This is a genomic window from Aurantibacillus circumpalustris (genome assembly GCF_029625215.1).
Classification (GTDB): domain Bacteria; phylum Bacteroidota; class Bacteroidia; order B-17B0; family Aurantibacillaceae; genus Aurantibacillus; species Aurantibacillus circumpalustris.
In genome coordinates, this window is the sequence record NZ_CP121197.1 from 3,664,912 (window position 1) to 3,691,062 (window position 26,151).

General features: G+C 35.1%; 31 protein-coding genes. 19 read left to right on the forward strand and 12 right to left on the reverse strand.

Features of this window, described 5'->3' with window-relative positions:
* Positions 1 to 5: 5 nt before the first annotated feature.
* Positions 6 to 620: a TetR/AcrR family transcriptional regulator gene (locus P2086_RS15130; RefSeq protein ID WP_317897590.1), complete on the reverse strand. Its 615-nt coding sequence runs from the start codon at positions 618 to 620 to the stop codon at positions 6 to 8.
* 137 nt (positions 621 to 757) lie between these two features.
* Here P2086_RS15130 and P2086_RS15135 point away from each other — a divergent pair, with 137 nt between their 5' ends.
* The 5 genes from P2086_RS15135 to P2086_RS15155 all read left to right on the forward strand — a co-directional run bounded on the left by P2086_RS15135 (position 758) and on the right by P2086_RS15155 (position 4,321).
* Positions 758 to 1,195, forward strand: a complete 438-nt coding sequence (locus P2086_RS15135) for a GNAT family N-acetyltransferase (RefSeq protein ID WP_317897591.1) — start codon at positions 758 to 760, stop codon at positions 1,193 to 1,195.
* Positions 1,196 to 1,197: 2 nt separating this feature from the next.
* Entirely contained in the window at positions 1,198 to 1,623 is a 426-nt protein-coding gene (locus tag P2086_RS15140; RefSeq protein WP_317897592.1) for a VOC family protein, read from the forward strand.
* Positions 1,624 to 1,694: 71 nt separating this feature from the next.
* The gene (locus tag P2086_RS15145) at positions 1,695 to 2,282 is read left to right on the forward strand and encodes a Crp/Fnr family transcriptional regulator (protein ID WP_317897593.1); all 588 of its coding nucleotides are present in this window, start codon (positions 1,695 to 1,697) and stop codon (positions 2,280 to 2,282) included.
* A 285-nt stretch (positions 2,283 to 2,567) separates the two neighbouring features.
* Complete coding sequence (locus P2086_RS15150) at positions 2,568 to 3,455, forward strand: pirin family protein (RefSeq protein WP_502547928.1); 888 nt, start codon at positions 2,568 to 2,570, stop codon at positions 3,453 to 3,455.
* A 335-nt stretch (positions 3,456 to 3,790) separates the two neighbouring features.
* Positions 3,791 to 4,321 (forward strand): YceI family protein, encoded by a 531-nt coding sequence (locus tag P2086_RS15155; RefSeq protein ID WP_317897594.1) that lies wholly within the window; start codon positions 3,791 to 3,793, stop codon positions 4,319 to 4,321.
* Between the two features lie 67 nt (positions 4,322 to 4,388).
* Here the strand turns inward: P2086_RS15155 and P2086_RS15160 are convergent, their stop codons facing one another.
* The 3 genes from P2086_RS15160 to P2086_RS15170 all read right to left on the reverse strand — a co-directional run bounded on the left by P2086_RS15160 (position 4,389) and on the right by P2086_RS15170 (position 8,940).
* The gene (locus P2086_RS15160; protein ID WP_317897595.1) at positions 4,389 to 7,733 is read right to left on the reverse strand and encodes a T9SS type A sorting domain-containing protein; all 3,345 of its coding nucleotides are present in this window, start codon (positions 7,731 to 7,733) and stop codon (positions 4,389 to 4,391) included.
* Between the two features lie 385 nt (positions 7,734 to 8,118).
* Positions 8,119 to 8,466 carry an STAS domain-containing protein gene (locus tag P2086_RS15165; RefSeq protein ID WP_317897596.1) on the reverse strand — a complete coding sequence of 116 codons (348 nt, stop codon included), beginning with the start codon at positions 8,464 to 8,466 and terminating at the stop codon, positions 8,119 to 8,121.
* A gap of 3 nt (positions 8,467 to 8,469) precedes the next feature.
* Positions 8,470 to 8,940, reverse strand: coding sequence for a Fur family transcriptional regulator (locus tag P2086_RS15170; protein WP_317897597.1), 471 nt, complete (start codon positions 8,938 to 8,940; stop codon positions 8,470 to 8,472).
* A gap of 228 nt (positions 8,941 to 9,168) precedes the next feature.
* Here P2086_RS15170 and P2086_RS15175 point away from each other — a divergent pair, with 228 nt between their 5' ends.
* Positions 9,169 to 9,948 (forward strand): C40 family peptidase, encoded by a 780-nt coding sequence (locus tag P2086_RS15175; protein WP_317897598.1) that lies wholly within the window; start codon positions 9,169 to 9,171, stop codon positions 9,946 to 9,948.
* A 60-nt stretch (positions 9,949 to 10,008) separates the two neighbouring features.
* Here the strand turns inward: P2086_RS15175 and P2086_RS15180 are convergent, their stop codons facing one another.
* Positions 10,009 to 10,341 carry a hypothetical protein gene (locus P2086_RS15180; protein WP_317897599.1) on the reverse strand — a complete coding sequence of 111 codons (333 nt, stop codon included), beginning with the start codon at positions 10,339 to 10,341 and terminating at the stop codon, positions 10,009 to 10,011.
* A 96-nt stretch (positions 10,342 to 10,437) separates the two neighbouring features.
* On the reverse strand, positions 10,438 to 10,815 hold the full coding sequence (locus P2086_RS15185; RefSeq protein WP_317897600.1) for a hypothetical protein: 378 nt from the start codon (positions 10,813 to 10,815) through the stop codon (positions 10,438 to 10,440).
* A gap of 163 nt (positions 10,816 to 10,978) precedes the next feature.
* On the opposite strand from P2086_RS15185, the gene P2086_RS15190 reads away from it, so the two are divergent.
* The 3 genes from P2086_RS15190 to P2086_RS15200 are packed head-to-tail and all read left to right on the forward strand — an operon-like array spanning position 10,979 to position 12,200.
* A complete protein-coding gene (locus P2086_RS15190; RefSeq protein ID WP_317897601.1) occupies positions 10,979 to 11,395 on the forward strand; it encodes a DoxX family membrane protein in 417 nt (138 codons plus the stop codon).
* Between the two features lie 9 nt (positions 11,396 to 11,404).
* Entirely contained in the window at positions 11,405 to 11,806 is a 402-nt protein-coding gene (locus P2086_RS15195; protein WP_317897602.1) for a hypothetical protein, read from the forward strand.
* A gap of 13 nt (positions 11,807 to 11,819) precedes the next feature.
* Positions 11,820 to 12,200 carry a hypothetical protein gene (locus P2086_RS15200; protein ID WP_317897603.1) on the forward strand — a complete coding sequence of 127 codons (381 nt, stop codon included), beginning with the start codon at positions 11,820 to 11,822 and terminating at the stop codon, positions 12,198 to 12,200.
* Between the two features lie 47 nt (positions 12,201 to 12,247).
* Here the strand turns inward: P2086_RS15200 and P2086_RS15205 are convergent, their stop codons facing one another.
* Positions 12,248 to 13,306: a response regulator gene (locus tag P2086_RS15205; protein ID WP_317897604.1), complete on the reverse strand. Its 1,059-nt coding sequence runs from the start codon at positions 13,304 to 13,306 to the stop codon at positions 12,248 to 12,250.
* Positions 13,307 to 13,308: 2 nt separating this feature from the next.
* The gene (locus P2086_RS15210) at positions 13,309 to 14,526 is read right to left on the reverse strand and encodes a PAS domain-containing sensor histidine kinase (RefSeq protein WP_317897605.1); all 1,218 of its coding nucleotides are present in this window, start codon (positions 14,524 to 14,526) and stop codon (positions 13,309 to 13,311) included.
* Positions 14,527 to 14,732: 206 nt separating this feature from the next.
* Between P2086_RS15210 and P2086_RS15215 the strand changes: the two genes are divergently transcribed.
* From P2086_RS15215 to hemN, 6 genes are all read left to right on the forward strand, one after another.
* Complete coding sequence (locus P2086_RS15215) at positions 14,733 to 15,557, forward strand: universal stress protein (protein WP_317897606.1); 825 nt, start codon at positions 14,733 to 14,735, stop codon at positions 15,555 to 15,557.
* Between the two features lie 144 nt (positions 15,558 to 15,701).
* Positions 15,702 to 15,959: a hypothetical protein gene (locus tag P2086_RS15220; protein WP_317897607.1), complete on the forward strand. Its 258-nt coding sequence runs from the start codon at positions 15,702 to 15,704 to the stop codon at positions 15,957 to 15,959.
* Between the two features lie 447 nt (positions 15,960 to 16,406).
* Positions 16,407 to 18,521: a PAS domain-containing sensor histidine kinase gene (locus P2086_RS15225; protein ID WP_317897608.1), complete on the forward strand. Its 2,115-nt coding sequence runs from the start codon at positions 16,407 to 16,409 to the stop codon at positions 18,519 to 18,521.
* Between the two features lie 217 nt (positions 18,522 to 18,738).
* Entirely contained in the window at positions 18,739 to 19,056 is a 318-nt protein-coding gene (locus tag P2086_RS15230; RefSeq protein ID WP_317897609.1) for an ArsR/SmtB family transcription factor, read from the forward strand.
* 573 nt (positions 19,057 to 19,629) lie between these two features.
* Positions 19,630 to 20,880: an aminotransferase class I/II-fold pyridoxal phosphate-dependent enzyme gene (locus tag P2086_RS15235; RefSeq protein WP_317897610.1), complete on the forward strand. Its 1,251-nt coding sequence runs from the start codon at positions 19,630 to 19,632 to the stop codon at positions 20,878 to 20,880.
* Positions 20,877 to 22,229 (forward strand): oxygen-independent coproporphyrinogen III oxidase, encoded by a 1,353-nt coding sequence (hemN, locus tag P2086_RS15240; RefSeq protein WP_317897611.1) that lies wholly within the window; start codon positions 20,877 to 20,879, stop codon positions 22,227 to 22,229. Before P2086_RS15235 ends, hemN begins: the two co-directional genes overlap by 4 nt.
* Position 22,230: 1 nt before the next feature.
* Here hemN and pdxH read toward each other — a convergent pair whose 3' ends face one another.
* From pdxH to trxA, 4 genes are all read right to left on the reverse strand, one after another.
* Positions 22,231 to 22,905: a pyridoxamine 5'-phosphate oxidase gene (gene pdxH, locus P2086_RS15245; protein WP_317897612.1), complete on the reverse strand. Its 675-nt coding sequence runs from the start codon at positions 22,903 to 22,905 to the stop codon at positions 22,231 to 22,233.
* 90 nt (positions 22,906 to 22,995) lie between these two features.
* On the reverse strand, positions 22,996 to 23,340 hold the full coding sequence (locus P2086_RS15250) for a hypothetical protein (protein WP_317897613.1): 345 nt from the start codon (positions 23,338 to 23,340) through the stop codon (positions 22,996 to 22,998).
* A 71-nt stretch (positions 23,341 to 23,411) separates the two neighbouring features.
* A complete protein-coding gene (locus tag P2086_RS15255; RefSeq protein WP_317897614.1) occupies positions 23,412 to 23,837 on the reverse strand; it encodes an OsmC family protein in 426 nt (141 codons plus the stop codon).
* A gap of 1 nt (position 23,838) precedes the next feature.
* Positions 23,839 to 24,135 carry a thioredoxin gene (gene trxA / locus P2086_RS15260; RefSeq protein WP_317897615.1) on the reverse strand — a complete coding sequence of 99 codons (297 nt, stop codon included), beginning with the start codon at positions 24,133 to 24,135 and terminating at the stop codon, positions 23,839 to 23,841.
* 195 nt (positions 24,136 to 24,330) lie between these two features.
* Between trxA and P2086_RS15265 the strand changes: the two genes are divergently transcribed.
* Genes P2086_RS15265 through P2086_RS15280 form a run of 4 tightly spaced genes read left to right on the forward strand, consistent with a single transcriptional unit; the run spans position 24,331 to position 26,140 of the window.
* Positions 24,331 to 24,540, forward strand: a complete 210-nt coding sequence (locus P2086_RS15265; protein ID WP_317897616.1) for a YgaP family membrane protein — start codon at positions 24,331 to 24,333, stop codon at positions 24,538 to 24,540.
* Positions 24,541 to 24,542: 2 nt separating this feature from the next.
* Entirely contained in the window at positions 24,543 to 24,842 is a 300-nt protein-coding gene (locus P2086_RS15270; RefSeq protein ID WP_317897617.1) for a cation transporter, read from the forward strand.
* Positions 24,843 to 24,879: 37 nt separating this feature from the next.
* Positions 24,880 to 25,815: a DnaJ C-terminal domain-containing protein gene (locus P2086_RS15275; protein WP_317897618.1), complete on the forward strand. Its 936-nt coding sequence runs from the start codon at positions 24,880 to 24,882 to the stop codon at positions 25,813 to 25,815.
* A complete protein-coding gene (locus tag P2086_RS15280; protein ID WP_317897619.1) occupies positions 25,799 to 26,140 on the forward strand; it encodes a hypothetical protein in 342 nt (113 codons plus the stop codon). The genes P2086_RS15275 and P2086_RS15280 overlap by 17 nt, the downstream gene beginning before the upstream one ends.
* The last annotated feature ends 11 nt before the right edge of the window (positions 26,141 to 26,151 follow it).

The window sequence follows — 26,151 nt, forward strand, 5'->3', positions numbered from 1 at the left end:
AAAAATTAATTATTATTTAAAATGCTTTCCATCCATTCCGGTACCAATAATTTTCTTTGCTGCATAAGGGCTTCAAATTGCTTTTGGTCCAGTGCACCAATACTTCCAAACAAGGGTCTTGCTATAAAGGGAAAAAGTAACATGCCCAATAAGCTCATTAAAAAATGTAAAGGATGTAGATCTTTTCGCTTTGTCATTATTTGTTTTACAAATACCGAATCCTTTATCAGTTTTCCGACTTGCATTTTTTCCGTGAATCTTTCAGGGTGATTACGAATCTCGCTTAACACAAACAACGGTAAATCTGGAGTCACAATAAGCAGATCAATATAGCTGGAAGCAATCAATTCTACCTTTTTTTCCAAAGTTGTTTCACTGTCCATTAAAATTGGTAAAAGCATTCCAAATAAACTTTGAAGTTTCTCAAGCATGATTATTTCAAATAATTTTTCTTTGCTTCGGAAATAATAATTTAGAAGTGCCAGATTAATTTTCGCTTCTTCAGCAATATCTCTGGTACGCGTTGCGGCATAACCTTTTTTACTAAAAACTATACGCGCAGCTTCTTTAATTTTTTCTTCGGTAGAATTATCTGGTTTTATTTTTATTGCCTTTGCCATAAATATTACGGGACAAATTTAAAGCATTAATTTTAAATTAATCAAACAATTTAATCAATTGATTAATAATTAAACATAAAGCATTGATTATCAACATAAATATTTTACTTAAATAAATTCACGACCTTTGAATACGTATGCAACTAATTCCAATAACCGAATCTGAAGATAAAAATAACGAACTGTATCAATCATCGTCTTGTCAGGACCTATTGACTATTTATAAAGACTTTTATAAATCAATTGGTTATAAATTACCGTGGGTGGGTTATTTTATTTTTAAGAATGAAAAAATAGTTGGTTCGTGTGGATTCAAAGGTGCTCCGAAAAATAAAAAAGTGGAAATTGCTTATTGGACTTTTTCTGAAAATGAAAAACAAGGAATAGCAACAGAAGCCTGCAGACTGTTAGTTGAACTTGCTTTGAAGACAGATTCTAAAGTAATTATAAGTGCTCAAACTCTTCCAGAAGAAAACGCATCTACCTCTATTCTAAAAAAGAATGGATTTGTTTTTACAGGGGAGACAACAGATGAAGAAGTAGGTGTGGCTTGGGAATGGATTTATAAAAAATAATTATGAGACAAAAATTAAATTTAATCACATTAGGTGTAAAAGATTTACAAAAGTCATTACACTTTTACGAAAATGGACTTGGTTGGAAAAAATCTTCAGCGAGTAATGAGAACATTGCATTTTTTTCTCTGGGTGGCATGGTTCTAAGTTTGTATCCAAGAAATTTGTTGGCGGACGATGTATCTATCATAGATGATGTAACAGGGTTTTCAGGAATTACACTTGCTCACAATTGTAAGAGTGAAAAAGAAGTAGAAGATGTTTTAAGTGAAGTAGAAAAACTCGGTGCAATCATCCTTAAACCAGCGCAAAAGGTGTTTTGGGGCGGTTACAGCGGTTATTTTAAAGATTTAGATGGACATATTTTTGAAGTCGCCTTTAATCCTTTTTGGGAATTTGATGAAAACGACAATGTAAAACTGCCTTAATATAAAATCGATTTTAAATAAAATTATTTTTGTAAGTATATTGAACCTCGAAATTAATCCCTTCACTCACGATGAATAAAGCGTTGATTCTTGAAAGCATTTCCAAACACATTTCTCTTACAAAAAAAGAAGAGGAGTATTTCATTTCTCTACTACAAGGAAAGAAATTAAAAAAGAAACAATTTCTGGTTCACGAAAATGAATTTAATAAACACACAGCGTTTATAACAAAAGGTTGCCTTCGCTCCTACTCTATTGACAGGAATGGTTTTGAACACATCATACAGTTTGCACCTCCTGGTTGGTGGATTGCCGATATTGCCAGCGTAATTTCAAATCAGCCAGGAAAATTAAACATTGATGCACTAGAAGATTCTGAAATGTTTATGCTTTCCCGCGAAGATCAATTAACCCTCTTCGAAAAAAATCCAAAGTTCGAACGTTTCTTCCGTATCATTACTGAAAATTCAATCGCAGCAAACAGTCACCGTTTAATAGATTATATGGGACTTACAGCCCAGGAACGGTATTTCACTTTCTGTAACCGCTACCCAATGCTAATGCAAAGTTTACCGCAAAAACAAATTGCAGCTTACATTGGTGTTACACCTGAATTTTTAAGTAAGATAAAAGCGGAGTATTTGAAGAAGAAGAAGTAAAACAAAATTTCAATTGTTCTAAGGAGTCAGTTTTAGCGCAAGGGATGGAACGGCATGTTTGAGCTCTTTTTTATTAAGGCGATAGCCGAAATAAAAAAAGCGAGTAGTGACAGCCCGACCCCATGAAGCAGAAAGGCCGTCGTAAAAATAGTGTAGCCTTTCGCTTCATGGGGATGCGCCCAAATAATTACCCTAATCTTAACTTACCTTAAGACAATTTCTTAACCTATCTTATTGTCCCATCACCTCGCTTGTGCATACCTTTGATGTATAAATTTTAATAACATGGACAGAATAGATTTTATTAAAAAAGGCCTGATGGGGACAGGAATGTTTATGGCATCAGGCGCTATCGGAAATGTTTTAAAAAACAACATTGACGATCCCGATAGCAATCGGGAACAAGAACTCGAAAAAATAGGATTTAATCATTTGCCCACAACAACATCAAAAATCATGGAAAATACAATTCTTCACAAAGCAGAAACCCGTGGCCACGCAAACCACGGTTGGTTAAACAGTCATCACTCTTTTAGTTTTGCTAACTACTACAATCCTGAAAGAATGCACTTTGGTGTGTTACGCGTTTTAAACGATGATCAGGTAGAAGCTGGGATGGGTTTCGGAACGCACCCGCACGATAACATGGAAATTATTTCTATTCCATTAGAAGGTGATTTAGAACACAAAGACAGTATGGGAACGGTTGCCGTAATTAAAAACGGCGATGTTCAGGTAATGAGCGCTGGCACTGGCATCACACACAGTGAGTACAATAAAAACAAAGATAAACTTGTAAAATTTTTACAAATCTGGGTGTTTCCAAACAGAAAAAATGTAAAACCACGTTACGATCAAATTACTTTAAAAGAAAGTGATCGCCACAATAAATTACAACAAATCGTTTCTCCAAGTCCTGATGATGAAGGTGCATGGATCAATCAAAACGCCTGGTTTCAATTAGGAAAATTTGATAAAGGTGTAAAAACAGATTATGCAATTAAAGCAAAAGGTAACGGGGTATATGCTTTTATTTTAAGTGGTGATGTTACCATTAACGGGCAAAAATTAAATAAACGCGATGGATTAGGAATTTGGGATACAGATAAATTGAACATTCAAGCAGATTCGGATGCGGAGTTTTTATTGATGGATGTACCGATGATAGTATAGAACAAAACCACGGAGGCACGGAGAGCACTGAGAGGCACTAAGAAGCGAGTTGGCAGTTTTCAGTTGGCAATGAACCACTAAGACACTGAGAACACTGAGGGACACTAAGGACAATGTTCAGTAGGCAGTAATTCGCTGGCTGGATTAAAACTCTGCGCGCTTTGCGCCTCTGCGAGAAACATTAAGAAGTACGCAGTTGGCAGTAAGCAACTTTAAACCTTTGCGCTCCCCGCCTGCCTTTGCAAAGCTAGCGCGACGGCGGGCAGGTTTGTGCAACACCTGGTGACCTTTGTGGTTAAAAAGCAAAAAAACAATAACTAAAAACAAAAAATAAAATGAGTAAAATTAAATGGAATCTAGATCTTTCACACAGTGAAGTAACTTTTAAAGTGAAACACATGATGATTACTAACGTAAGCGGAAGTTTTACAGACTTTGTGGTAAATGCAGAAACAGACGGTGAAGACTTTACAAAATCGGAAATTAACTTTAGTACAAAAGCAGCTTCGGTAAATACCGGATCAGAACAACGCGATGGACATCTTCGTACTGCTGAGTTTTTTGATGCAGAAAAATTCCCGGAAATAAAATTCAAAGCGACCAAATACGAAAAAGTTTCAGGTGATGATTATATATTGTACGGCGATCTGACGATAAAAGACACTACAAAAAATATTTTATTAAACGTTGAGTTTGGTGGTATTCAAAAAGATCCTTACGGGAATATTAAAGCTGGTTTCACAGTAAACGGCAAAATCAACCGCAAAGATTTCGGTTTAACCTGGAATGCAGCCCTTGAAACAGGTGGTGTAATGGTGAGTGAAGAAGTGAAAATTAATTGTGAGATTCAATTAGTGAAAGCATAAAATAAAACAAAAAAGAGGCTGTCAAAATTGACAGCCTCTTTTTAATGATGAAAATTATTCTCTAAAATTAATTTTTAATAACCTTTAATATTTCAGTTGCGTTATCAGATTTAATTTTAACGTAATAAACGCCATTAGCAACATCACCTAGATTAAGAACTTCTGTTTTAGCCTCAGATTTAGTTGACAAAATCAAACGACCTGTTACGTCTATAACTTCTATAGTTTTCACAGATCCATTTATTAAATCAATTGTAAACACACCATGAGTAGGATTCGGGTAAATTTTAATTCCTGAAACCTCACTACTGCCATTAGAAGCAATTCCTGTACACTTATTAACCTCGATTGAAATAGTTGTATCACCAGCACAACCTTTGTCACTTGTACCTATCACCATAAAAGTTGTAGTATTGTTAAGCGTAACAACAATAGAAGATCCTACTCCGGCACTACCAGTTAATGTACTCCAAACATAAGTGCTGGCACCTGCGCCAGTTAATGTTACTGATTCTTGTGCACAAATAAGTGTACTACTAGCACTTGCATTAACAGTTGGAAGTGGATTTACTGTAACAGTAACCATACCGTTATGTGGACACTGTTTTGCATCGAGTGCATGAAATGTGTATGTTGTTGTAACAAGCGGTGTAACAGGAATAGTGGCAAATGGCAGACTAACCGGAGCCCATGTATAGTTAACAGCACCGGTAGCTGAAACATTAGTGCTTTCGCCAAGACATATGGCTGTGTTTGAACTAACTACTAATACAATGGAGTTTACCTGAACAGCTAAAGTTAAAGTCTTTGAACATCCAAATGTGTTTGACCCCGTAACACCATATATGGTATTTGCAGTTGGAGAAACAATAACTGAATTTGTAATATCAGTAGTTGTCCAAGAATAGGTATTTCCACCTGTAGCAGTTAACGTTGAAGAGTTACCTACACATACAAAGGTATTTCCTGTAAGAGCTATTTGCGGCAATGGATTTACAGTATATGGAATAGATGCAAAACCCGAACAGCCGTTGTTGTCTGTTGCAAGAACAAAGTAACTTCCATTTGTTGAAGGAGTACCTGAAAACGTTGCTCCAGAAGTTGTGTTATTCCAGGTATACGTAGCAGCACCACTAGCAGTTAACACCAGTGGAGAAGTATTACAAATAACCATGTCAGTAGGTGTTGCTGCTACCGCAATTACCGGAAGTGGCAACACGGTGATGCTAGAAACTGCCGGTAAAGAAGTACAACCAACCGTCGTTGAACCTATAACAGAATAAGTTGCCGAAATGGTTGGGGTAATAGGATTAGATGAATTTATAAATGTATAACTAGTCGCACCACTTGGAGAGAAAACAAATTGTGATCCAGAACAAACAGTTGCACTGTTAATGGTTACAACAGGTAAAGCTATCACCGTGATATTAGCAACAACAGGAGCAGAAGCACAGTTATTAGTGCTATATCCAGTAACATTTATTGCAGTATTTGTAACAGCGGTTATAGTGTTAGAGCCATTAGCATACGAATAAGTGGCTGTGCCAGTAGGTGATATTGTAAAGACACTACCAGCACAAATCGTATTGCTATTCACTGTAATAGTGGGTGTTGGATAAACAGTTAAAGTAATTGTTTTAATTCCATTACACACTGTGGTTCCTGTACCTGAAACAGTATAAATCGTTGTTGTTATAGGATTGACTGATACTTGAGTAGAATTAGACGCTGGTGCAATCCATGTATAAGTATTAGCACCCGTCACACTTAAACTAGCAGTTGCACCCGGACAAATAGCTGTTGGAGTGGCTGAAACAACTAAAGTTGGTGACACCAATGTGGTTACGGTAGCAGTTGGAGAATTGGCCAGTAACGATTTACAACCGTTGCTTGCTGTTCCATAAACTGTATAGGTACTATTAACAATTGGAGATAAGGTTGCAGTAGTTGCTACAACCGTTCCTGAGGGACTACCATTAAATGTATAAGAAACGGCACCACTCGCGGTAACTGTGAACGAACCTCCAGGACAAATAGAACCACTGTTTGAAGAAAGTGAAATAGTAGGATTTGCTATAGAAGTAATAGAAACCGTTTTTACGTTAGAAACACAACCATTTGCTGACAGTCCTGTAACGGTATAAACAGTACTCGCTGTTGGAGTTACCACAACACTTGCAGAAGTGGCACCTGTGTTCCATGAATAGGTAGTAGCACCTGTTGCACTCAATGACGTACTTGTAGTGAGACAAACCGAAGCATTTGCAGCAGTTGCAACAACGGTAGGTGTTGCAACAACTGTTTGTGTAACCGCCACTGTAAAAGCGCTTGCAGAACTATAACCGGTTACTAAAATATAATAGGTAGTGGTAGGAACAGAACACCAGGTGGCTGATGCCGAAGCTCCTGAACATATAGGTCCGTTATCATCATTACCCGATACACAATTCCAAGCACCACAAGTACCTGAAAAAACAAATATTTTCGAATCCCATGAAGTCGAGCATAAATCTGCCCCGAATTGATTACCGTTACCTACTACTTTGTACCAAACACCAGGTTGACTTAAAGTTGTACCGCATGTTCCTGGAGCAGGACTCTCAGCTGTAGCACCAACTGTGGTTCCTGCAGTGGAACTCGGAACTGACATTAAAATAGCGGCAGAGCAAAAATCATTTACAACAGATGGAGGTGGCACTCCATAAACATTTACTGAGTGACAAGAGCCATCTGTTCCACAAGAAGTTCCAGTACTAACATGTATTCTATAAAGCCCAACAGATGGAATTGTAACTGCTAATGGTGGGAATCCAGAAAGAAGAACATTATTAGAATTGTCTGTAATTGTTAAGAAATTCCCTACACCTCCAGTCGCATCAAGTGTATAACCACCAATTGCGGTAAAACTATTTACAGAATATTCGCCACCAAAATTACATCCGGTTACATTTGTGGTTCCGGTTTGAGAAATAGGAACAGTTCCGCTAGGATACTGCGAAGTTTGTATACAAGGAGGAAGGACTCTATTTACAATAATTGTATGGCATGAACCGTCCGTGCCGCACGAAGAATTGATGCTCACATGAATACGATAAAGACCCACGGATGGGATAGTCACAGCCAAAGGAGCAACACCCGAAACAATTACATTGTTCGAATTATCTGTTATAGTGAGGTAGTTTCCTGTTCCACCTGTAGCACTAACTGTGTAACTACCAACTGTGGTGAAATTATTTACCGAATATTCACCACCAAAATTACAGCCAGTAACAGTGGTGGATCCGGTTTGTGCAATTGGAATAGTTCCCGAAGGATATTGGGACGTTTGAATACAATTTTGTCCATTAATTTTTATTGTTAAAATACATAGTATTGCAATAAAAACTCTCATGATTTTGTTTGCTTGTTTCATTCAGTAAGGGGGTTTAATTATGAATTAAATTTATTGAGTTCTTTAAGCGAATTTAGCAAAAAAACGTTAATGTAGACTTAAGTTTTTATTAAAATTTAAACTTAAATTAAAAAAAGCGGTAGAAAAACAGTTGTATTAGACTCTCAAGAATGTATTTTATTTAAAAAAACACTTATAATCAATACTTTGCGAAAACTAAAGTATTATTAAAAAAAATCTAAATAAAAACTAAACGGGGTTCTAAATTAAGTAAACACTTAATTTACTTCATGTTAATACTTTATCTAGAAAAGGGCATTAATTATATGCTAGATACAAATATCCCAAAAGAGTGCTTGCCAAAACGAGCTAGGTAATTGTTAAGGAAATATGCGTTCTTGATAGATTAGAGTCCTAAAATTTCAACGGCTTCTGATTTGGAACCTGCAACTTTAAAAAGAGTGTGCAATTTCGTAATAAGAATAAGTTCATTGATTTTTTTATTCATATTAAAAAGAACAGCCTCACCACCAGCGACACGCGCTTTAGTGAGCAGTTGGATAAGGGTATTTAAACCACTGCTGTTCATATAAATAAGCTTTTCCAAATCAATTATCCATTGAGAACAGCCTTCCTTCGTAAGTTCTTCGGCCTTTTCTAATAAAGCTATTGCTTGTCCCTTTTCAATTAAATTACCATTCATACTAATGATGGCATAATTACCTTGTTTGGAAATTGTAAAATCAAAAACCATAATTTATTTTTTATAATGTTGGCAAGTACCTTGTTCACTTAATGATTTACATTTTGCAAAAAAATTAAGCGAATGATGGAGTACTTTAAAATTTAACATGTCTTCGGTACTTCTTTGTATTTGCATGATTCGTGGATCACAAAACTCAAATACTTTTTCACAATCGGTGCAAATTAAATGATCGTGCTGGCGGTATTTATAGGCTTTTTCAAACTGAGCCATATTTTTTCCGAACTGATGTTTAATAACCAAACCGGCATCCAGCAAAATTTCAATATTATTATACAAAGTAGCTCTACTTACCCTGTATTTTTTATTCTTCATCATTAAATACAAACCCTCAATATCGAAATGACCATCATGAGAATATATTTCATTCAAAATCGCAAAACGCTCTGAGGTCTTGCGATGTTTATTAACCTCCAGGTAATCGGTTAATATTTTATTTACAGCATCCTTGGTCTCCTGGCTCATAACTAAGATTCTAAATTAGTTATAATTTGAATCTATAACAAATAAAAATATAGGACTTTAAAGCTTTAATTCTTGTTTTATTTTGGGGGTAATTCTGAAACCTTACACTATAAGAGACTTACAAAGCCATTGCCTATCAAACGTTAGTTTCGAAAGTGAATCTTTGATTGGAGAACTTATTAAAAAAAAGCCTTTTATATTACTTGATAATTTAATTACTTTAGCACGATGCAACATGGAATTTGTACGCTTAGCGTTGTACCGGCTAGAAAAGAACCCTCAGGAAAAAGCGAAATGGTGACTCAGCTTTTGTTTGGAGAACATTATACGGTATTAGAAATTGGAGAAGATTGGCTGCATATAAAAACTGCTTTCGATCATTACGAGTGTTGGATAAACAGCAAACAACATACCCGTATTCAAGAAAATACTTTTAAGCAATTAGAGAAACAAGAGGGTGTTTATTCAAATGAACTTATTCAAGTCATCTTAAATAAAACAACAGAAACACGTTTCCCCATAAGCATTGGCTCTTCCCTACCCTTTTATAAAAACAATGAGAGTAATTTTGAGTCTCTGAATTTTACCTTTGAGGGAGCAACTTGTTCTTCAAAAGTAAAAAAGTCCGTAAAGGATATTTTGTCCACAGCTTACCTGTTCTTAAATGCGCCATACTTATGGGGTGGTAAAAGTCCATTTGGTATTGATTGCAGTGGTTTTACGCAACTCGTTTATAAACTAAATGGTTACAAATTACCGCGCGATGCATACCAACAAGTTGAGTTGGGCTTGCCTTTAAGTTTTGTAGAAGAGGCAGAAGCAGGCGATCTTGCGTTTTTTGATAATGAAGAAGGTAGTATTGTTCACGTTGGGATTCTCTTAAATAACGAACAAATCATACATGCAAGCGGTTGTGTTAAGATTGATAAGTTTGATCATTATGGGATTTTTAGTTCAGAAACTAAAAAGTATTCGCATACCATGCGCGTGATTAAAAGGTTAATGTAATTGCAAATAAGAAAAGCCCGAAAACAAAATTTTCGGGCTTTATATTTTTATAGTTTAGCGCTAAAATACATTTATAAGCAACAGAAACAAATTAACCAATATGCTCGTTGCAAACAAATTGATTACCCATTTAGTAGGAGCTTGCCCAATGCAGGCCACTAAATTAGCCATAGTAAAAGATACAGACACTACGAACTGCCATAAAGGAGCTCCGTTTTCGAAAATTTGCATAGTGGTTATACCGCCCAAACAACTGGCTATTAAAATGGACATCGCAATGAATCCATAATAATTAAAGGTCATTTTTTCAATAAAACGATTATACCAACCTCTCAATTCGACTGAATTTTGAAAGCTCTGTCCTTGTACGTAATTTTTTGAAAGTGTATTCATGATTTTTTTAGTTTTTAATTTCTTTCACAAATTTAAAAGTGCTTTTATGTTTTATTTCTGAGATTCATCAGTTTTGGTTAATGATCTTTATCAGATTTACATTTTATCAGCCAAAAAAGCCTTAAACTCTTGTCTTAACAAGTTAAAATTACTTTCGAAGCTTTCTAGCATGTCTCTTTCCTTTGCGTGATCTTCTGTTTTACGATGATCGGAAGCTACAGGATTTTGTTTGACGTTTTCTGCTATCTTTTTTTCATCTAACTGAATATGCTCTCGAATATCATCTGAGTTACTCTTTTGTATGATAAATTGATTTTGAAAATGCTCAATGCTTTTACGAACATCTAATCCAGTATTTTTACTGCTAATCTCTTCTAATTTTTCTTGCATAATTTTAAGTTCATCTTTATAAAAGGAAAGTTTGTTCAACCATTCACTATGTTCCTCGTGTTGTGTATAGATTTTAGTTTTCATAAATTGTTATTTTAATTCTTAAAAGGTTCTTTGTGCAATCCTGCACAAATATCAATCTGTTTTCGTTGTACACCTATGAGAGGAATCAGAACTCTAGATGATATTTATCAGTCCTAACCTAAAGCAGCTCATTTACCTTTGAATCAACTAAAAACTGAAAACTATGGATTACTCTAACGTTCAAATTGCCGAGCTACTAGTACGTGTATTTGCTGGAATTCTCTTTATGCTCCAAGGCTACGATAAATTGTTTCACGTAAAAATGTCAGGTGTTATAAACACTTTTGTACAGGATGCTGATCGCTACAACATTCCGCGACCACTCCTTAATTTGGTAGCTTATTATACAAGTATTGTTGAATTTATTGGTGGGATCTTATTGATTCTTGGAATATTTACATCTTACACCTTATATGCATTGGGTTTAGATTTAATCTTGGTAGGATTCGCTTTTACATATATGTCACCGATGTGGGACATGAAATTTGTTTTTCCTCGTTTAGCAATGGTTGTAACCTTACTCCTAATGCCGGAAGAATATAATTATTTTAGTTTAGATCAATTATTAACAAAAAAATAAATTGTTATCATGGAAAATGTAAAACAATACTATAAAGAACTGGGTAAATTACTTTATGCCATAGCTATTGCTGACGGTGTTATACAGCCAGAAGAAAGAGAAAAATTACACCAATTGGTAATGAAAGAATTGGCACATCATGAAAAAACTTACGATTCATCTGGCATGAATCAAGCTTTTTATGTGGACTTTGAATTTGAAAAATTAGAAAAGGAAGAGCCTAAATTAAATGGGACTGTGAAAGAATTTAACCACTTTGTAGAAAAAAATTTACAAGTTGGAGATAAAGAATTGATAGATCTATCGTTAAAACTCATGGAAAATGTTGCCAATGCATATTCTAAAAAGCGCGAGAAAAGCATTATAGAACAAGTAAAATCGAACACTGATTTTCTTTTGAGTAAAAAATAAAATTAACCTGAAAATGCTTATTCTAAAACCTGATAAATTATCTGTTATACAGAAACAGTTTAATGATCGGTTCCCCTTTCTTAAACTTGATTTTTTTCAACAAGTGTCAAAATCATTTCCCACTAATACAAAACCTATTAGTCTCAACGACAATTTTCTAATTCAATCTTTTCCAGATAACAACATCCGCTTTCTCATTAATGAACACATGTCAGTTATTTTTATCGAGCACCTATTTCTTCAACACTTTGGAATCTCTGTACAAGTTTTAAGAAAATCTGGAAACACCTGGTTGCAAGTAAAACTAACCAACCATTGGACACTAAGACGACAAAACGATGAAGGGGAAGAATTGAGTGGTTTAAATTACGTCAAAAAAAGAAAAATAGACTAAGAAATATCCAATTCTAATAATAAGTATTTAAGTATACTTCGTAATTCTTACGCTTTTAAATTTGCGAGTTTTGTTCGGTTTAAAATAGTAATGCTACTTCCTTTTATTTCAATTAGCTGATCGTGTTTAAAATCACTTAAAGTTCTAATCAGCGATTCTGTGGCCGTTCCCACCATGTTTGCCAAATCTTCGCGTGAAATAGAAATACTAAAGTTCTTATCTTTATCTTGTTCAAAACGTTCCTGTAGCTTCACTAAAGCATCGGCAACTCTTTTTCGTACCGAACTATAAGCAAGGTTTACCAATTGTTTTTCTTTTTCTGCAATATTATCTGAAAGCATTTTTATAAAAATCTTCATCACTCCCATGTTGTTATACATCAATGAAAGAAAATCTTCTTTTGGAATTAAACAAACTTCACAATCATCCATTGCTTCCGCATTCTCAGCATAGGCCCCACCTTCTAATAAAGAAGTATATCCAAAAAAATCACCTTCTTTATAAAGGGTTGTAATTAACTCTTTTCCATACTCATGTGATCTCGTTAATTTTACTTTTCCTTTGGAAAGAAAAAACAGATAAACCGGATCGTTTCCCTCGCTATAAATAACATCCTTCTTTTTATAGGTCTTAATTCTTCTATCCGTGGAAAGTTTTTTTAAATCGTCTACCTTTCTTACTTCCTCAAAAAATTTATTCAAACCCTCAACGTTTTTAGAAAACTCGGCCTTTAAGATCTCAGCCTTTTTAAGACGGCTTTCGATGGCATTTAATAATTCTATATCGTCAAACGGTTTACTTATGTAATCGTCAGCGCCCATTTCCATGCCTTTTCGAAAATCAAGACGTTCAGTTTTAGCAGTTAAAAAAATAAAAGGAATGCTTGCCGTTTCCTGACTTTTATTTAACAAATGAATCACGCCATAACCGTCTAACACGGGCATCATAATATCGCAGATAATCAAATCGGGTTTCATTTTTTGAGCCAGCTCTACGCCTATTTTTCCATTCTCTGCCTGTAGTACCTTGTAGTTAGCGAGTTCCAGAATTTCTGCAGTATTCTCACGAACATCATTATTATCTTCAATAATTAAAATGGTTTTCATATTCAATTTTGTTTTTCGTTTGGTATTCTAATATAAAAAGTAGTGCCCTCTCCGAGTTCACTTTTAAATTCAATAGTTCCATTCATGCTTTCTAAGTATTTTACCACAATATTTAAGCCAAGACCAGTACCTTGAATATTAGTGGCATTCTTTGCCCTGAAAAAACGTTCAAACAAATGTTCCTGTTCTTCTTTAGGAATACCCATGCCTTTATCGGAAACTTCAATTTTGACTGTTTTGGGATCCACTTCAACATTTATCAGTATGGATTTATTTTCGGGCGAAAACTTAATTGCATTTGAAATAAGATTTAAAAGGATATTTCGTATCATTTGTTTGTCAAGCCAGGCAATAGATTCTCCCTCATTTACAAAATCTAACTTTTGTCCAGTTTTGAGAATGCCTTGCATTTCCTGTATCACCTCTGTTATCAGTAAAGGCAGGTCTAGTTCAACCTTTCTTACAAATACTTTTCCTTCATCTAATTTTTCAGCCGAAAGAAAATCATTCAAGATTAAGGTCATGTTAGTTACAGCCGACTTTATACGCTGAACATGTTTGCCTATTTTATCATCATTTGCACCAGCTTTGTATTTATCAACCAACGAAATAGAAGACAATATCGTACTTAAAGGCGTTCTGAATTCATGAGAAGCCATGGTAACAAAACGCGACTTCATGTCATTAAGTCCTTTCTCCGCTTCTAATGCCAAACTTAATTTCTCCTTCGAACTCTCTAATTCTATTAAGGCTTCATGCAACACTTTTGTTCTTTCATCTACTTTTTTCTCTAAATCTTGGTTTAGCTTAATTACATTGGCTTCGTGCCTTTTACGCTCTGTGATATCAATCACAAAAGCAATTACAAAAGTTTCTTCTCCTTGTTTAAAATAAGAAAGACTGATTTCTACTGGGAATTCAGAATTATCCTTTCTTCTGGCGTACAAATCCATGTTTTTACCCATGGAACGGGCATGCGGATTTTGATTATAGTTTTCCCTATTTTTCACATGCGAGTTACTATATTTTCTAGGCACTAAATCTTCGATTACTTTTCCGAGAAGCTCGCCATCAGAAAAGCCAAAGAGACGTTCGGAACTAGGATTTGCTCTTAAAATCTCTCCCTTTTTGTTTGAAATAATAATTCCTTCAGTAGCATGCTCAAAAAGTGCGTTCAGGCTCTCCATACGAAAGTTATTTTTTGAGTCTAATTTAGACATTTTCACCGACTGTATTTGAATTATTTAAATCATGAAATTCCCACCTTTTTAGAAGGTACTGCCTGAGCTTTATCAGTAACCTATATGATTTAAATCATATCTAACTTTCTGAGCAAGATCATGTTTGGAACTGACAGTCATCATAAACAATTAGAATTGACACCGCTACCTTTACAACAGATTAGAATTAAGAAATCAAAATTATTATGAAAAACATACTTGCCGCCACCGATTTTTCACGAGCTTCTAGAAATGCTCTCAACTATGCTGCTGAATTTGCTAAGAAAAACAAAGCAAAACTTATCCTCTTTCATTCCTATTTGCCCCCGGTAATAGTTTCGGACGTACCCGTTATTATACCTTTTGAAGAACTTGAAAAAAAAGCTATGAAGGCTCTGCACAGAATCGCTAAGAGTTTATCGTTAAAATATGGTAGGTTTTTAGAAATAGAAATGGTATGTAAGTATGGTTTACCCCTCGATGCTATTAAGAGTTTTTCAAAAGAAAGAAAAATAGATTTTATTGTGATGGGAATGCAGGGGGCTGGACTAATTGAAGAACGATTGGTGGGCAGTACGGCCACAGAATTGATTTCCGAATCAAAAATTCCGGTTATTACAGTTGGAAAAAGAATAAAATATAAACCGCTTAAGAAAATAGTTTTTGCAAGCGATTTAAATGAGATTAACGATAAAAACATTTTAAATCCTCTAAAGGAAATTAGTGAATTATTTAAATCTCACATTTATATTTTGAATGTAATTAAAGACGATAAAACGCTGCCAACAATAAGCGAGGCGGTAGCCGGTATAAAACTCGAAAATGTCTTAAAAGGCTATAAACACAGTTTTTGTTCAGTTGAAAATAAAAACGTTGCGGATGGCATAAACGCCTTTATTAAAAAAAATAAAATGGATTTAGTGGTAATGATGCCACGTAAACACTCGTTTTTTAAATCTTTATTTAAGGAACGTGAAACTAAAAAGGTGGCATTTCATACCACTGTACCCATGCTCACTTTACAAGATTAATCTATTCAAATTATGACCATAACTATCAACGACCACAGAAAGATCCACGCGATCCAGGAAGAATTTACCTCAGTCTTTCCATTTTTAAAACTCGAGTTTTTTTCAAAACCGCATACACAGGGCGGCGCTTCACCCAAAAAGCTGATGAAAAACAGTAGTCACACTTTAGGCGAATGCAGAACCATTCATAATAATGGTAACATATCGATTACACCGCAAATGACAGTTAACGATCTGGAACAACGTTTTAGTGATGTGTATGGCTTAAGTGTACAGGTATTCAGAAAATCTGGTAGCAGTTGGCTTGAAACAACCGTGACCGATGCCTGGACTTTAGAAGAACAAAATCAGCAGGGAGAATCTTTAAGTCACGCGTTTAGTACTCGACCTGAGAAAAGATAATTACATTCATTTTTTGCACGAAGGCACTTTATACATTTCAAAAATCAGAGGCTGTCTCAAAAGCCTAATTTTGCAGTCATTCTGAACTTGTTTCAGAATCTGTTTTCCTGCAAAATTAGTCCTCCCAGAGATGCTGAAATAAATTCAGCATGACTTTTCGGGGCTTTTGAGACAGCCTCTTTATGATAAAAAAAATTGACATAATATCAAGTAGAAACTTCAGGTACAAAAGTTTTGTAAACGATTTGCTCGTTTCGCCAATTGGCTATTGAAATATACCCGCCTGGATTAATCTCCCATACATTCTTTTGCAACGATTGTAATTTACTCAAAACTGACATTAATCACCTAGCGTTCTGACCTTCATCAGACATCACTTGCCTTTCCAAACCTACTTTTGTTTAAGTATATAACTATTTATATACCTATATATTTAAACTATTTTTTATGGGCAGAATCGAAAGCAGCGTTCAAAAATTATTTCAGAATAAAATATCGTTCATTTATCGGCTCTCAGCTTGCCTCCTTATAGCTATCACAGCAACGCTTGCAATTTTTGATTTGTCTTCTGTTCTGTTTCTAAAACTCGCATTTACGGCAATTCTTGTGGGTGAAATAATCGTTGCAAGTTTATCTTATATCAAAGTGCGTCGAGATTCTGTTATCAGTTCTGAATCAAAAGCAGAGTTAGAAAAAACTTTAAGAGAAATTTCCGATTACAAATATGCGCTGGAGGAATCTTCAATCGTTGCCATTACCAATCAAAAAGGCATTATTATGTATGCCAACGATAACTTTTGTAAAATTTCTCAATATAGTCGTGAAGAATTAATTGGAAAAGATCACCGCATTGTCAACTCAGGTCATCATTCTGCCGAATTCATTCAAAATTTATGGAAGACGATTGCAAGAGGTAAAATCTGGAAGGGCGAATTGAAAAACAAAGCGAAAGATGGAAGCTATTACTGGGTTGATACCAGCATTGTTCCGTTCCTGGATAATAATGGCAAACCATATCAATATCTGGTAATCCGTTCAGACATTTCAAAACGTAAAAATTCAGAAGAGGCGCTTAGAATCTCAAAATCAAATCTTAAAACAATTTTTGAGAATACGGATAGCGGTTACATTTTAATGAATGATACGTTTGAAATTGTGTCCTTTAACAAACTCGCTGAAAAATTTTCCGTTCATAGTTTTGGCCTTTCAGGTACAGTAGGAAAGTGTATATTGGATTACTTTCCGGCACATAGAAAAGATTTGTTAAAAGGGTATATGTGTAAAGTTTTGCAGGGCGAAAAAGTACAATATGAAATAAGCTACCCACAAAGCGACGGGAAGATTACTTGGTTTGCCGTTTCACTCTTTCCAATTAATTGTGTAGAAAAAACGTGCAGAGGCCTTATTATGAAAATATCAGATATTACCCAGAAAAAACTTGCTGAAAAGAAAATTAAAGAAGCTGCTGCCAATCTATCAGCTATTATAGAAAACACCGACACTGCTATTTATTCACTTGATAACAATCTGAGGTATGTTACATTTAATAAAAGACTCAGATACCTATTAAAACAAGTCTATAACTTAGAAATTAAAGAGGGTGATCATGTTTTTAGTTTTCTGGAAAAACTGGAACCAGAAGAAGTGTCGTACTGGGAAAATGTGTATGCTGAAGCGTTGAGCGGCAAAACACTTAAATTCGAAAAAGAATTTAAAATTCCGGGCTTCGAAAGCCATATTAGTTTTTCAATTTATCCTATTTTGGAAAGTGGAACCGTTATTGGACTTTCTTGTTTTACACAAGATATTACCGAACAAAAAAAAGAAGAGCTTCACAAGAAAAAAATGGCACAGGATTTAATTCAGCGTAATAAAGGGCTTGAACAATTTTCATATATCATTTCTCATAATCTGAGGGCTCCTGTTGCTAACATACTTGGTTTGTCGCATGTATTACGAGAAAATAATCTCACACTCACAGAAAAGAAAAAATCTGAAGACTACTTATTTACAGCCGTAGAAAAATTAGACACCATCGTAAAAGATCTAAATCACATTGTAGATATTAAAAGGGATATTAGTGAAAAAAGAGAAGCGCTTACTTTTTCTGAAATTGTTAAAAATATTGAGACCAGCATATATGATCAAATTGAAAAAAACAATGTGGAGATTTCTACTGATTTTTCGGCGATTGATAATTTCTATTCCATCAAGGGTTACTTTCACAATATTTTTTACAATCTAATCACAAACAGCATTAAATACTCGCAGCCCTTTTCAGTTCCAAAAATTAACATCAGAAGTTCTATTGAAGATGGAAAACTACATCTGTTTTTTAATGACAATGGAATAGGTATTGACCTGGAAAGACATAATGAAAAACTATTTGGACTGTATAACCGATTTCACATACATACTGAGGGAAAGGGAATGGGATTATTTTTAGTAAAAACGCAAGTTGAAACTCTTGGTGGAAAAATAACTGTTAGCAGCAGCGTAAACAAAGGAACAGAATTTGTGTTGCAATTTGATTTGGAAAGCGACATGAAAATTGCTGGTTAGACGCGCTAATGTTTTAATCACATTTAATTCTAGACGTGTTGCTGTTAATACATGACTATTATCATGTGCCTAAATGACAATCATCACTATGGTTGGTGTGACTCTACTTTAATTTTGATGTAATTTATTTTTTAGTTTGCTAGATTTTGCCTTTAGGAGAAATGCAAAGATTCAACGACTTAAAAATGAAACTAAAATTAATAGAGTAGACACGCTTATGAATTCACAAAGAAATTGGTTTAATACAAAAGAATTAATTGAGTTAACCGCCATGCTAAAGTCACTTGGTCATTCTTCACGAATTTCAATTATGTATCTCCTTTGTAACAATACCGAGAAAAAAATGACCGTAAAAACCATTTACGAACTATTAAAAATGCCACAACCGGTAATCTCAAGACATTTAGGCATTCTAAGAAACAGCGGTTTAATAAACCGCCTTCTTGTAGGTAATCACACCTATTACAAATTAAATGAAAAGAATGTCCTTGCTCGGAAAATCGCTAACTGCTTTTCATCCATAGATAAACCCTAATTGAGGCACACACCATCTTCCTTTTTATTCTGTACTCGGTGTAACCGCTGTTTTTCATGTTTCTAACAACATTGCTAAGATTGGTATGTTTAGAAATGGCTTCGATAAAAAATTAATTATAACCACCAACATGATCTTTACCTAATTTTAATTTTATTAGTAGTGGGCTTTGTGGGCACCTATATTGGGAAGTTAATACTAAACAGATTTACACAAAAACAGTTTAAAATTTTTGCACTTTCACTTATCCTTCTCATTGGCATCAGTAAACTCGTAAAGTATTACTTTATAGTTTGACTACTTCAACAATCGCATCACTGATATAAATCAAAAAAAACATCTGCACACCTTATTGCAAGGAAACCACCTTTTATAAAATCTTCAACAACTCACATAACCCGTTTTGAAAATTATTTGTACTACATATTTTTAGGAAAGCCCAAAGGATATGATCATTTCCAAACAATATATTCGCTAATTAATTACCCAATTAAATATCATCTTTTCAGCTGATAAAAATCAGTTAAGAGCCAAGCGTTTATTCTCAATTTTAAAATCAAAAAAATAAATGATATGAACTGGCCGAAACTCAGCACACAAGAGATCAAACTTAAGATATTTGAAGCGCTTGGAAAAAATTTAAATTACCGTAGCGAATTAATTCTTGGAATTCCCGCAACTTATCTTGATACAGAAATATTTTATGACGATGCTCCCTTTTTAAAAAACGCACCTTTTTTATCCATGTTGGTAGCAAATCCAAATCACATTGGCTGCCATACACTTAATCAGGAAGGTGAGCCCATTTTTAAAGGCACACAACAACTCGAAAAAGATCTGATTAGACTTTGCTCTGATGAAATATTTGGAGCCGAACCAACTACCTGCGACGGCTACGTGGCTTCCGGGGGTACAGAGGCGAACATCGAAGCGCAATGGATTTATAGAAACTATTTCATTGAAGAATTTCAGGCTAAACCTGAAGAAATATTATTGGTTTACTCTCAGGACTCGCACTATTCCTTCGCAAAAGCAGCGAATCTACTCAATTTAAATTCACTTGTTTTTAAAGTACATCCAGATAACCGCGAAGTAGATCTTCACGATTTAGAAACAAAATTAGAAACTGCCATCAAGCAGGGAGTTAAATATTTTATTGTCAACGTAAACCTTTCTACTACTATGTTTGGTAGCGTTGATGACATTGAGAAAATCACCGACCTCATGAATTTACTTCACCTTAATTACAAACTTCATGTGGATGCAGCCTTCGGTGGTTTTATTTACCCTTTTACAAATTCTGAAAGCAAACATAATTTCAAAAATCCTTACGTTAATTCCATCAGCATCGATGGTCATAAAATGTTGCAGGCACCTTATGGGACTGGTATTTTTCTTATACGTAAAAATTACATGAAATACGTATGTACTAATCAAGCTTCTTATGTGTTGGGCAAAGATTATACCTTGTGCGGAAGTCGTTCTGGCGCCAACGCCGCTTGTATGTGGATGATTCTGCACACCTATGGTTCGGTGGGTTGGACCGTTAAAATGAATCAACTCTTAGATAAAACCACTTCCCTATGTTCTGCCCTTGATGAAATGGGTGTAGAGTACTTTCGAAATCCTTTTTTAAATATGATCAGTATAAAAAGTAAATACATTTCTACAGAAATAGCCAAAAAATTTATGCTGGTTCCAGATGATCATGACAAGCCAAGCTGGTACAAAATAGTCATGATGCCTCATGTGAAACAGGGTATTCTTGACACTTTTACTTCTCAACTTTCAGACGAACTGCTTTATAAAAGAATTCAATCATGAGCTTAATAGAAAAATACGATGTCCCAGCACCCAGATATACCAGTTACCCTACCGTTCCTTACTGGACTGACGCGCCTTCGCAAGAAACCTGGAAAACCCTTGTAAAAGAAAGTTATTTACATGCCGATTCTCAAGACGGAATAAGTCTGTACATTCATTTACCTTTTTGCGAAAGTCTTTGTACCTATTGCGCTTGTAATACCCGCATTACTGTGAATCATGGTGTGGAAGAACCTTATTTAAATGCACTATTAAAAGAATGGAAACTTTATTTAAAACTCTTCTGTGAAAAACCAAAAATAAAAGAACTACACCTCGGTGGTGGAACACCCACATTTTTTAGTGCTGGAAATCTTCAACAATTAATCCAAGGTATCTTAAACGAATCAATTATTGGGAGTGACGCAGAATTTAGTTTTGAAGGGCATCCAAACAATACCAGCAAAGAACATCTACAAACCCTATTTGATCTAGGATTTAGAAGAGTGAGTTTTGGAGTACAAGATCAGAATCAAAAGGTACAAGAGGCCATTAACAGAATTCAACCTTTCTCAAATCTTGAGCGTGTTGTTAAGCAAGCGAGAGAAATAGGTTATACTTCTGTAAATTTTGATCTGGTGTATGGCTTACCCTTTCAAACCCCAGCTTCGGTTACTCAAACAATTAAAGAAGTTTTAGCACTTAAACCTGAGCGGATAGCATTTTATAGTTATGCCCATGTGCCTTGGCTTAAACCGGGACAAAGAAAGTTTACAGAAAAAGATTTACCTCAAGGAAAAGAAAAAAGAAAACTTTATGAACTTGGTCTTGCTCTTTTTAAAATAGCAGGTTACGAAGATATTGGCATGGATCATTTTGCATTAAAAACAGACGCTCTTTACACTGCTTTTCAAAAAAAAGAACTCCACAGAAACTTTATGGGCTACACCTCACAACATACCCGATTGATGGTTGGTCTTGGTGCATCTTCTATTAGTGATAGCTGGACTGGATTTGTACAAAATATAAAAACAGTAGAAGAATATCAGCAAGAAATAGGCAAGGGAAATTTTCCAATTTTTAAAGGACATATTTTATCGGAAGAGGATAAAATTATCAGGCAGCACATTTTAGATCTTATGTGTTGTTACGAAACAAAATGGACAAATAATAACTATTATTTTCCGGTGATAAATGAAATATTAAAACGCTGTCGGTCGCTAAAAAGTGATGGGTTAGTTCGACCGAGTTTGAATGGCTTAGTAGTAACGGAAGAAGGAAAACCTTTTCTTAGAAATATCTGTATGTGTTTCGATAACCGTTATTGGAAAAAACTCCCGCAAAGTCAGGCTTTTAGTTCGGTGGCATAAACTAAGGCATTAACCTTACCATTTTCCAGTGCTCAGTTTTATTATTTTCTTGTAAAGAATATTTTATACGATCGTGTAAACGACTTGCCCTTCCTTGCCAAAATTCAAAGGAAACAGGTACCAACACATAACCACCCCAGTGATTAGGACGCGGCACTTTTTTATCTTTATACTTCAACAGTGTTTCTTCATAACGCTCATCTAAGGCGGCGCGATTTTCTATTCTTGAACTTTGCTGCGAGGCCCAAGCTCCTACTTTACTTTCGAAAGGTCGTGAACGAAAATACAATTCAGATTCTCCGATTGGAAGAAACCTTATTTCGCCTTGCATTCTTACTTGACGTTCGAGCTCTTTCCAAAAAAATAAAATACTAGCCTTGGAATTATTTTTTATTTGATTGCCTTTTGAACTTTCGTAATTGGTATAAAAAGTGAAACCACCGTAACTTAAATTTCTTAACAACACAATTCTTGAATCGGGCATACCGTTTTCATCCACGGTAGACACAGTCATGGCATTGGCATACATAGAATCCTTTTCAACAGCCTCTTTAAACCAGAGTTCAAATTGGTCAAAAGGATCATTACAACAATCCTGCTCTAACAAAACATGTTGCACATAGTCTTTTCGTGTTTCTTTTAAAATGCGGTTTATCTCGAATTTTTTCTCTTTCATTGTCTAAAATTTTCCGAATCAAAATAACAAAAGAAAACAATGTGTGCATGTGATTAAGTTCATTGTGGCTAATGATTAAAATCAGAAAGTTTATCCGATAAGTTTAAAAACTCCCCAAAGAGCCACTACAATCCCTACTGTGGTAAAACCAAACATGGCCATCTCAATTGAGCGATTGGACGCGAAATTAAAAAGAGTTACTATCATTCCAGTCATTCCAAAGATGCAACCAGCAAGAATCCACCTAAAACCTTGTTTGCGTAAATCTGCGTAATAGTGGTTTTTAGCTTCTTTAATAACCACTGTAACAAGAACGATGTCCTCACTCTTTTGAAGCAGAGCCCTGTGAATGTCTTCGCTTAACTCACCCTTCTGCAGAAGACAGGTGGCCAAGACAAAAAGTTCGTCATACAATGATTGATTTGCTTTGTTCATTGCACGCAAGATAAAATCAAAAAATGCTTGTTCACATGATCTAGGTCAGTATTACAAGAAAATTTGAAATATTACGCTTCGATTGTGGTAACCAAAGTTACTTTCGATTTGATAGAATTAGATATCAGGCAAGCCTTTTCAGATTTCTGTAAAATCCGTTCCGCTCTTTCCTTATCCGCTTCATTTACAAGTTCCACCTGGGGTTTAAGAATAATCTCAGTCATTAAATATTTACCCTCTACCTGATCCAATATTCCTTCTGAAGTACAACTAAATTTTTTGAATGCTAACTTAGAATTTTCTGCAATGGCTAAAAAAGTAGTCATAAAGCAAGAATTTACCGCCGCCGTAAGCAAATGTTCGGGCGACCAAATCCCCTCTACTCCACCTGGAAATGCGGGGGGCGTGGCCACTTCAATTTTTGTAGTTAATTCAGGCGACGAAATTTCACCTTTTCTTCCTTCTAACCAATTAAGGTTTACCTGGTAATTGTGCATTTTATTTATGTTGTTTAAATAACAAAACTAATTCATTTGCTGGTACAACTCCCGATTGTTTCCATACTACTTTTCCCTGTTTGAAAAGAATTAGAGTAGGCACACTTCTTACTTGATAAGCCGCCGCCACCTGCTGATTTTTATCCACATCCACTTTAATAATGGTGGCATCTTCTCCCATTTGAGATTTAGCTTCTTTTAAAATCGGAGCCATGGTTTTACAAGGACCGCACCATTCAGCAAAAAAATCAACCAAAACAGGTTTTTCAGAATTAATGAGTTCGTTAAAGCTTTTCATTTTTATAGGTTTACAAAATTATCTTAAAAAATTGTTCATGCGCCGTACCTCTCAATGAAGCACCTGAAAAACTTTTAAGTTTATCGTACAAATTTAAGGTTAAAAATAGGGTTGTTGTATGACATATGTCACACACATCCCTGAGAACCATCATTAACTTTGTTAATAAAGCAAACTAACTTTGAAGAAAAAAATATGAAAAAAAATATGGGAACAGCGGATAGAATAATAAGAATTATTCTCGCAGTAGTAATGATTGGTTTATTCTTAACAGATGCAATCACAGGAACTTGGGCTTACGTGCTAATGGCAGCCGCAATTATTTTTCTATTAACCAGCGTTATTTCTTTTTGTCCGCTTTATTTACCATTCGGGATAAAAACATGTAAAGAAAAACAATCATAGATATGAAAGTTGATATTAAAATTGATAACCTAAAATGTGGCGGTTGTGCGTCTACTATTCATAAAGGTTTAACTTCTATTAACGGGGTTAAAACCGTTCATGTTGAAGTTGAGGAAGAAATTGTACAAGTGGAATTTGAAAATGAGGTGACTCTTTCACAAATTAAAACCAAACTAAAGTCAATGGGCTATCCAGAAAAAGGAACTGTTGAAGGTTTTGAAAAATTAACCACAGGTGCTAAATCGTATGTAAGTTGTGCCATTGGTAAATTTTCTGACAAAGAGAAGAATTCCGAAGCTTAATTTCACGCCAATTTTCGATTAAACTAAAATTAACCTTGTGAACTACAAAGACTATTATAAAATATTAGGTGTTTCTAAAACGGCCACTCCAGACCAAATTAAAAAAGCGTACCGTAAGTTGGCTATTCAGTACCATCCTGATAAAAACCAAAATAATAAATCGGCAGAAGACAAGTTTAAAGAAGTCAATGAAGCGAACGAAGTTTTAAGTGACCCTGAAAAAAGAAAAAAATACGACGAGTTAGGAGAGAACTGGCAAAGCTACCAACAACATGGGGGCAGCAATGCAGGACAAGATTTTGATTGGTCTAAATGGCAAAACGCGCAAAGTGGAGGAAGAGGTCAATCTCAAGGACAACAATTTAACGAAAGTGATTTTTCTGATTTCTTTGAAAATATTTTTGGTGGGAAATTCAGCGGCGGCAGAAAGCAACAATCGTTTAAAGGACAAGATTATCAGGCTTCTGTTCAAATTTCACTGGAAGAAGCTTATGCTGGCACCACAAGGCAACTTGATTTAGGAACTGAAAAATTAAAAATTAATTTAAAACCTGGCACTCAGGAAAGCCAAATACTCAGACTTAAAGGAAAAGGATCCGCAGGAATGAATGGTGGATCGGCTGGTGATTTGTATTTAACGGTGCACATTGCTGAACATCCTCATTTTAAACTTCAGGGCAACGACGTACATTGTGATGTTAAAGTTGATTTGTACACAGCCATTCTTGGTGGTCAAACACTGATAAGAACTTTAAAAGGTGCTATTAAAATGACCATTAGCAAATACACACAAAACGAAAAAGTACTTCGCTTAAAAGGCATGGGAATGCCCGTGTACGGCAAAAGCAATGAATTTGGCGACCTTTATGCGAAAGTGAAAATAGAAATTCCAGAAAAACTCTCTGAAAAAGAACTTCAATTATTTACTGAATTGTCTAACTTAAAAAACAAAGCACATGCTGAGTCTTTATGATCATTTGGAGACAATTATTACCGACCGTGATAATTACCGCCGCAGCAACGAGCAACGGTTTACTAACTTTGCCAGTCAACTTTTGGAAGCGCTTGAAGTTAACACTACTGAAGAAATAAAACTGGCTTTGGAAAGAGCTTTTCGTGCTTGCAATTCGCTACACATTCCCTTTGAGCAAAATTTTAAAAGAGTTTATATTTTTAATGGAGAACAACTAATCCCCGATTGGAAAATTACACAATTCGCCTCCTATCTTATTGTGATGAATTGCGATCCTGGTCATGAATTGGTTGCCAGAGCTCAAATTTATTTTGCAAGCCATTAATTTTAAATTGA

Bases quoted from the DNA above. Each gene is read 5' to 3' on its own strand.
- P2086_RS15185 (WP_317897600.1), bottom strand. From the start codon at position 10,815: ATGAAAACTAAAATCTATACACAACACGAGGAACATAGTGAATGGTTG.
- P2086_RS15270 (WP_317897617.1), top strand. From the start codon at position 24,543: ATGAAAGTTGATATTAAAATTGATAACCTAAAATGTGGCGGTTGTGCG.
- P2086_RS15210 (WP_317897605.1), bottom strand. From the start codon at position 14,526: ATGTCTAAATTAGACTCAAAAAATAACTTTCGTATGGAGAGCCTGAAC.
- P2086_RS15250 (WP_317897613.1), bottom strand. From the start codon at position 23,340: ATGAACAAAGCAAATCAATCATTGTATGACGAACTTTTTGTCTTGGCC.
- P2086_RS15200 (WP_317897603.1), top strand. From the start codon at position 11,820: ATGCTTATTCTAAAACCTGATAAATTATCTGTTATACAGAAACAGTTT.
- P2086_RS15175 (WP_317897598.1), top strand. From the start codon at position 9,169: ATGCAACATGGAATTTGTACGCTTAGCGTTGTACCGGCTAGAAAAGAA.
- P2086_RS15170 (WP_317897597.1), bottom strand. From the start codon at position 8,940: ATGAGCCAGGAGACCAAGGATGCTGTAAATAAAATATTAACCGATTAC.
- P2086_RS15130 (WP_317897590.1), bottom strand. From the start codon at position 620: ATGGCAAAGGCAATAAAAATAAAACCAGATAATTCTACCGAAGAAAAA.
- P2086_RS15280 (WP_317897619.1), top strand. From the start codon at position 25,799: ATGCTGAGTCTTTATGATCATTTGGAGACAATTATTACCGACCGTGAT.
- P2086_RS15165 (WP_317897596.1), bottom strand. From the start codon at position 8,466: ATGGTTTTTGATTTTACAATTTCCAAACAAGGTAATTATGCCATCATT.
- P2086_RS15135 (WP_317897591.1), top strand. From the start codon at position 758: ATGCAACTAATTCCAATAACCGAATCTGAAGATAAAAATAACGAACTG.
- P2086_RS15255 (WP_317897614.1), bottom strand. From the start codon at position 23,837: ATGCACAATTACCAGGTAAACCTTAATTGGTTAGAAGGAAGAAAAGGT.
- hemN (WP_317897611.1), top strand. From the start codon at position 20,877: ATGAGCTTAATAGAAAAATACGATGTCCCAGCACCCAGATATACCAGT.
- P2086_RS15150 (WP_502547928.1), top strand. From the start codon at position 2,568: ATGGACAGAATAGATTTTATTAAAAAAGGCCTGATGGGGACAGGAATG.
- P2086_RS15140 (WP_317897592.1), top strand. From the start codon at position 1,198: ATGAGACAAAAATTAAATTTAATCACATTAGGTGTAAAAGATTTACAA.
- P2086_RS15235 (WP_317897610.1), top strand. From the start codon at position 19,630: ATGAACTGGCCGAAACTCAGCACACAAGAGATCAAACTTAAGATATTT.
- P2086_RS15160 (WP_317897595.1), bottom strand. From the start codon at position 7,733: ATGAAACAAGCAAACAAAATCATGAGAGTTTTTATTGCAATACTATGT.
- trxA (WP_317897615.1), bottom strand. From the start codon at position 24,135: ATGAAAAGCTTTAACGAACTCATTAATTCTGAAAAACCTGTTTTGGTT.
- P2086_RS15215 (WP_317897606.1), top strand. From the start codon at position 14,733: ATGAAAAACATACTTGCCGCCACCGATTTTTCACGAGCTTCTAGAAAT.
- P2086_RS15155 (WP_317897594.1), top strand. From the start codon at position 3,791: ATGAGTAAAATTAAATGGAATCTAGATCTTTCACACAGTGAAGTAACT.
- P2086_RS15145 (WP_317897593.1), top strand. From the start codon at position 1,695: ATGAATAAAGCGTTGATTCTTGAAAGCATTTCCAAACACATTTCTCTT.
- P2086_RS15195 (WP_317897602.1), top strand. From the start codon at position 11,405: ATGGAAAATGTAAAACAATACTATAAAGAACTGGGTAAATTACTTTAT.
- P2086_RS15220 (WP_317897607.1), top strand. From the start codon at position 15,702: ATGAAAAACAGTAGTCACACTTTAGGCGAATGCAGAACCATTCATAAT.
- P2086_RS15265 (WP_317897616.1), top strand. From the start codon at position 24,331: ATGAAAAAAAATATGGGAACAGCGGATAGAATAATAAGAATTATTCTC.
- P2086_RS15180 (WP_317897599.1), bottom strand. From the start codon at position 10,341: ATGAATACACTTTCAAAAAATTACGTACAAGGACAGAGCTTTCAAAAT.
- pdxH (WP_317897612.1), bottom strand. From the start codon at position 22,905: ATGAAAGAGAAAAAATTCGAGATAAACCGCATTTTAAAAGAAACACGA.
- P2086_RS15190 (WP_317897601.1), top strand. From the start codon at position 10,979: ATGGATTACTCTAACGTTCAAATTGCCGAGCTACTAGTACGTGTATTT.
- P2086_RS15225 (WP_317897608.1), top strand. From the start codon at position 16,407: ATGGGCAGAATCGAAAGCAGCGTTCAAAAATTATTTCAGAATAAAATA.
- P2086_RS15205 (WP_317897604.1), bottom strand. From the start codon at position 13,306: ATGAAAACCATTTTAATTATTGAAGATAATAATGATGTTCGTGAGAAT.
- P2086_RS15230 (WP_317897609.1), top strand. From the start codon at position 18,739: ATGAATTCACAAAGAAATTGGTTTAATACAAAAGAATTAATTGAGTTA.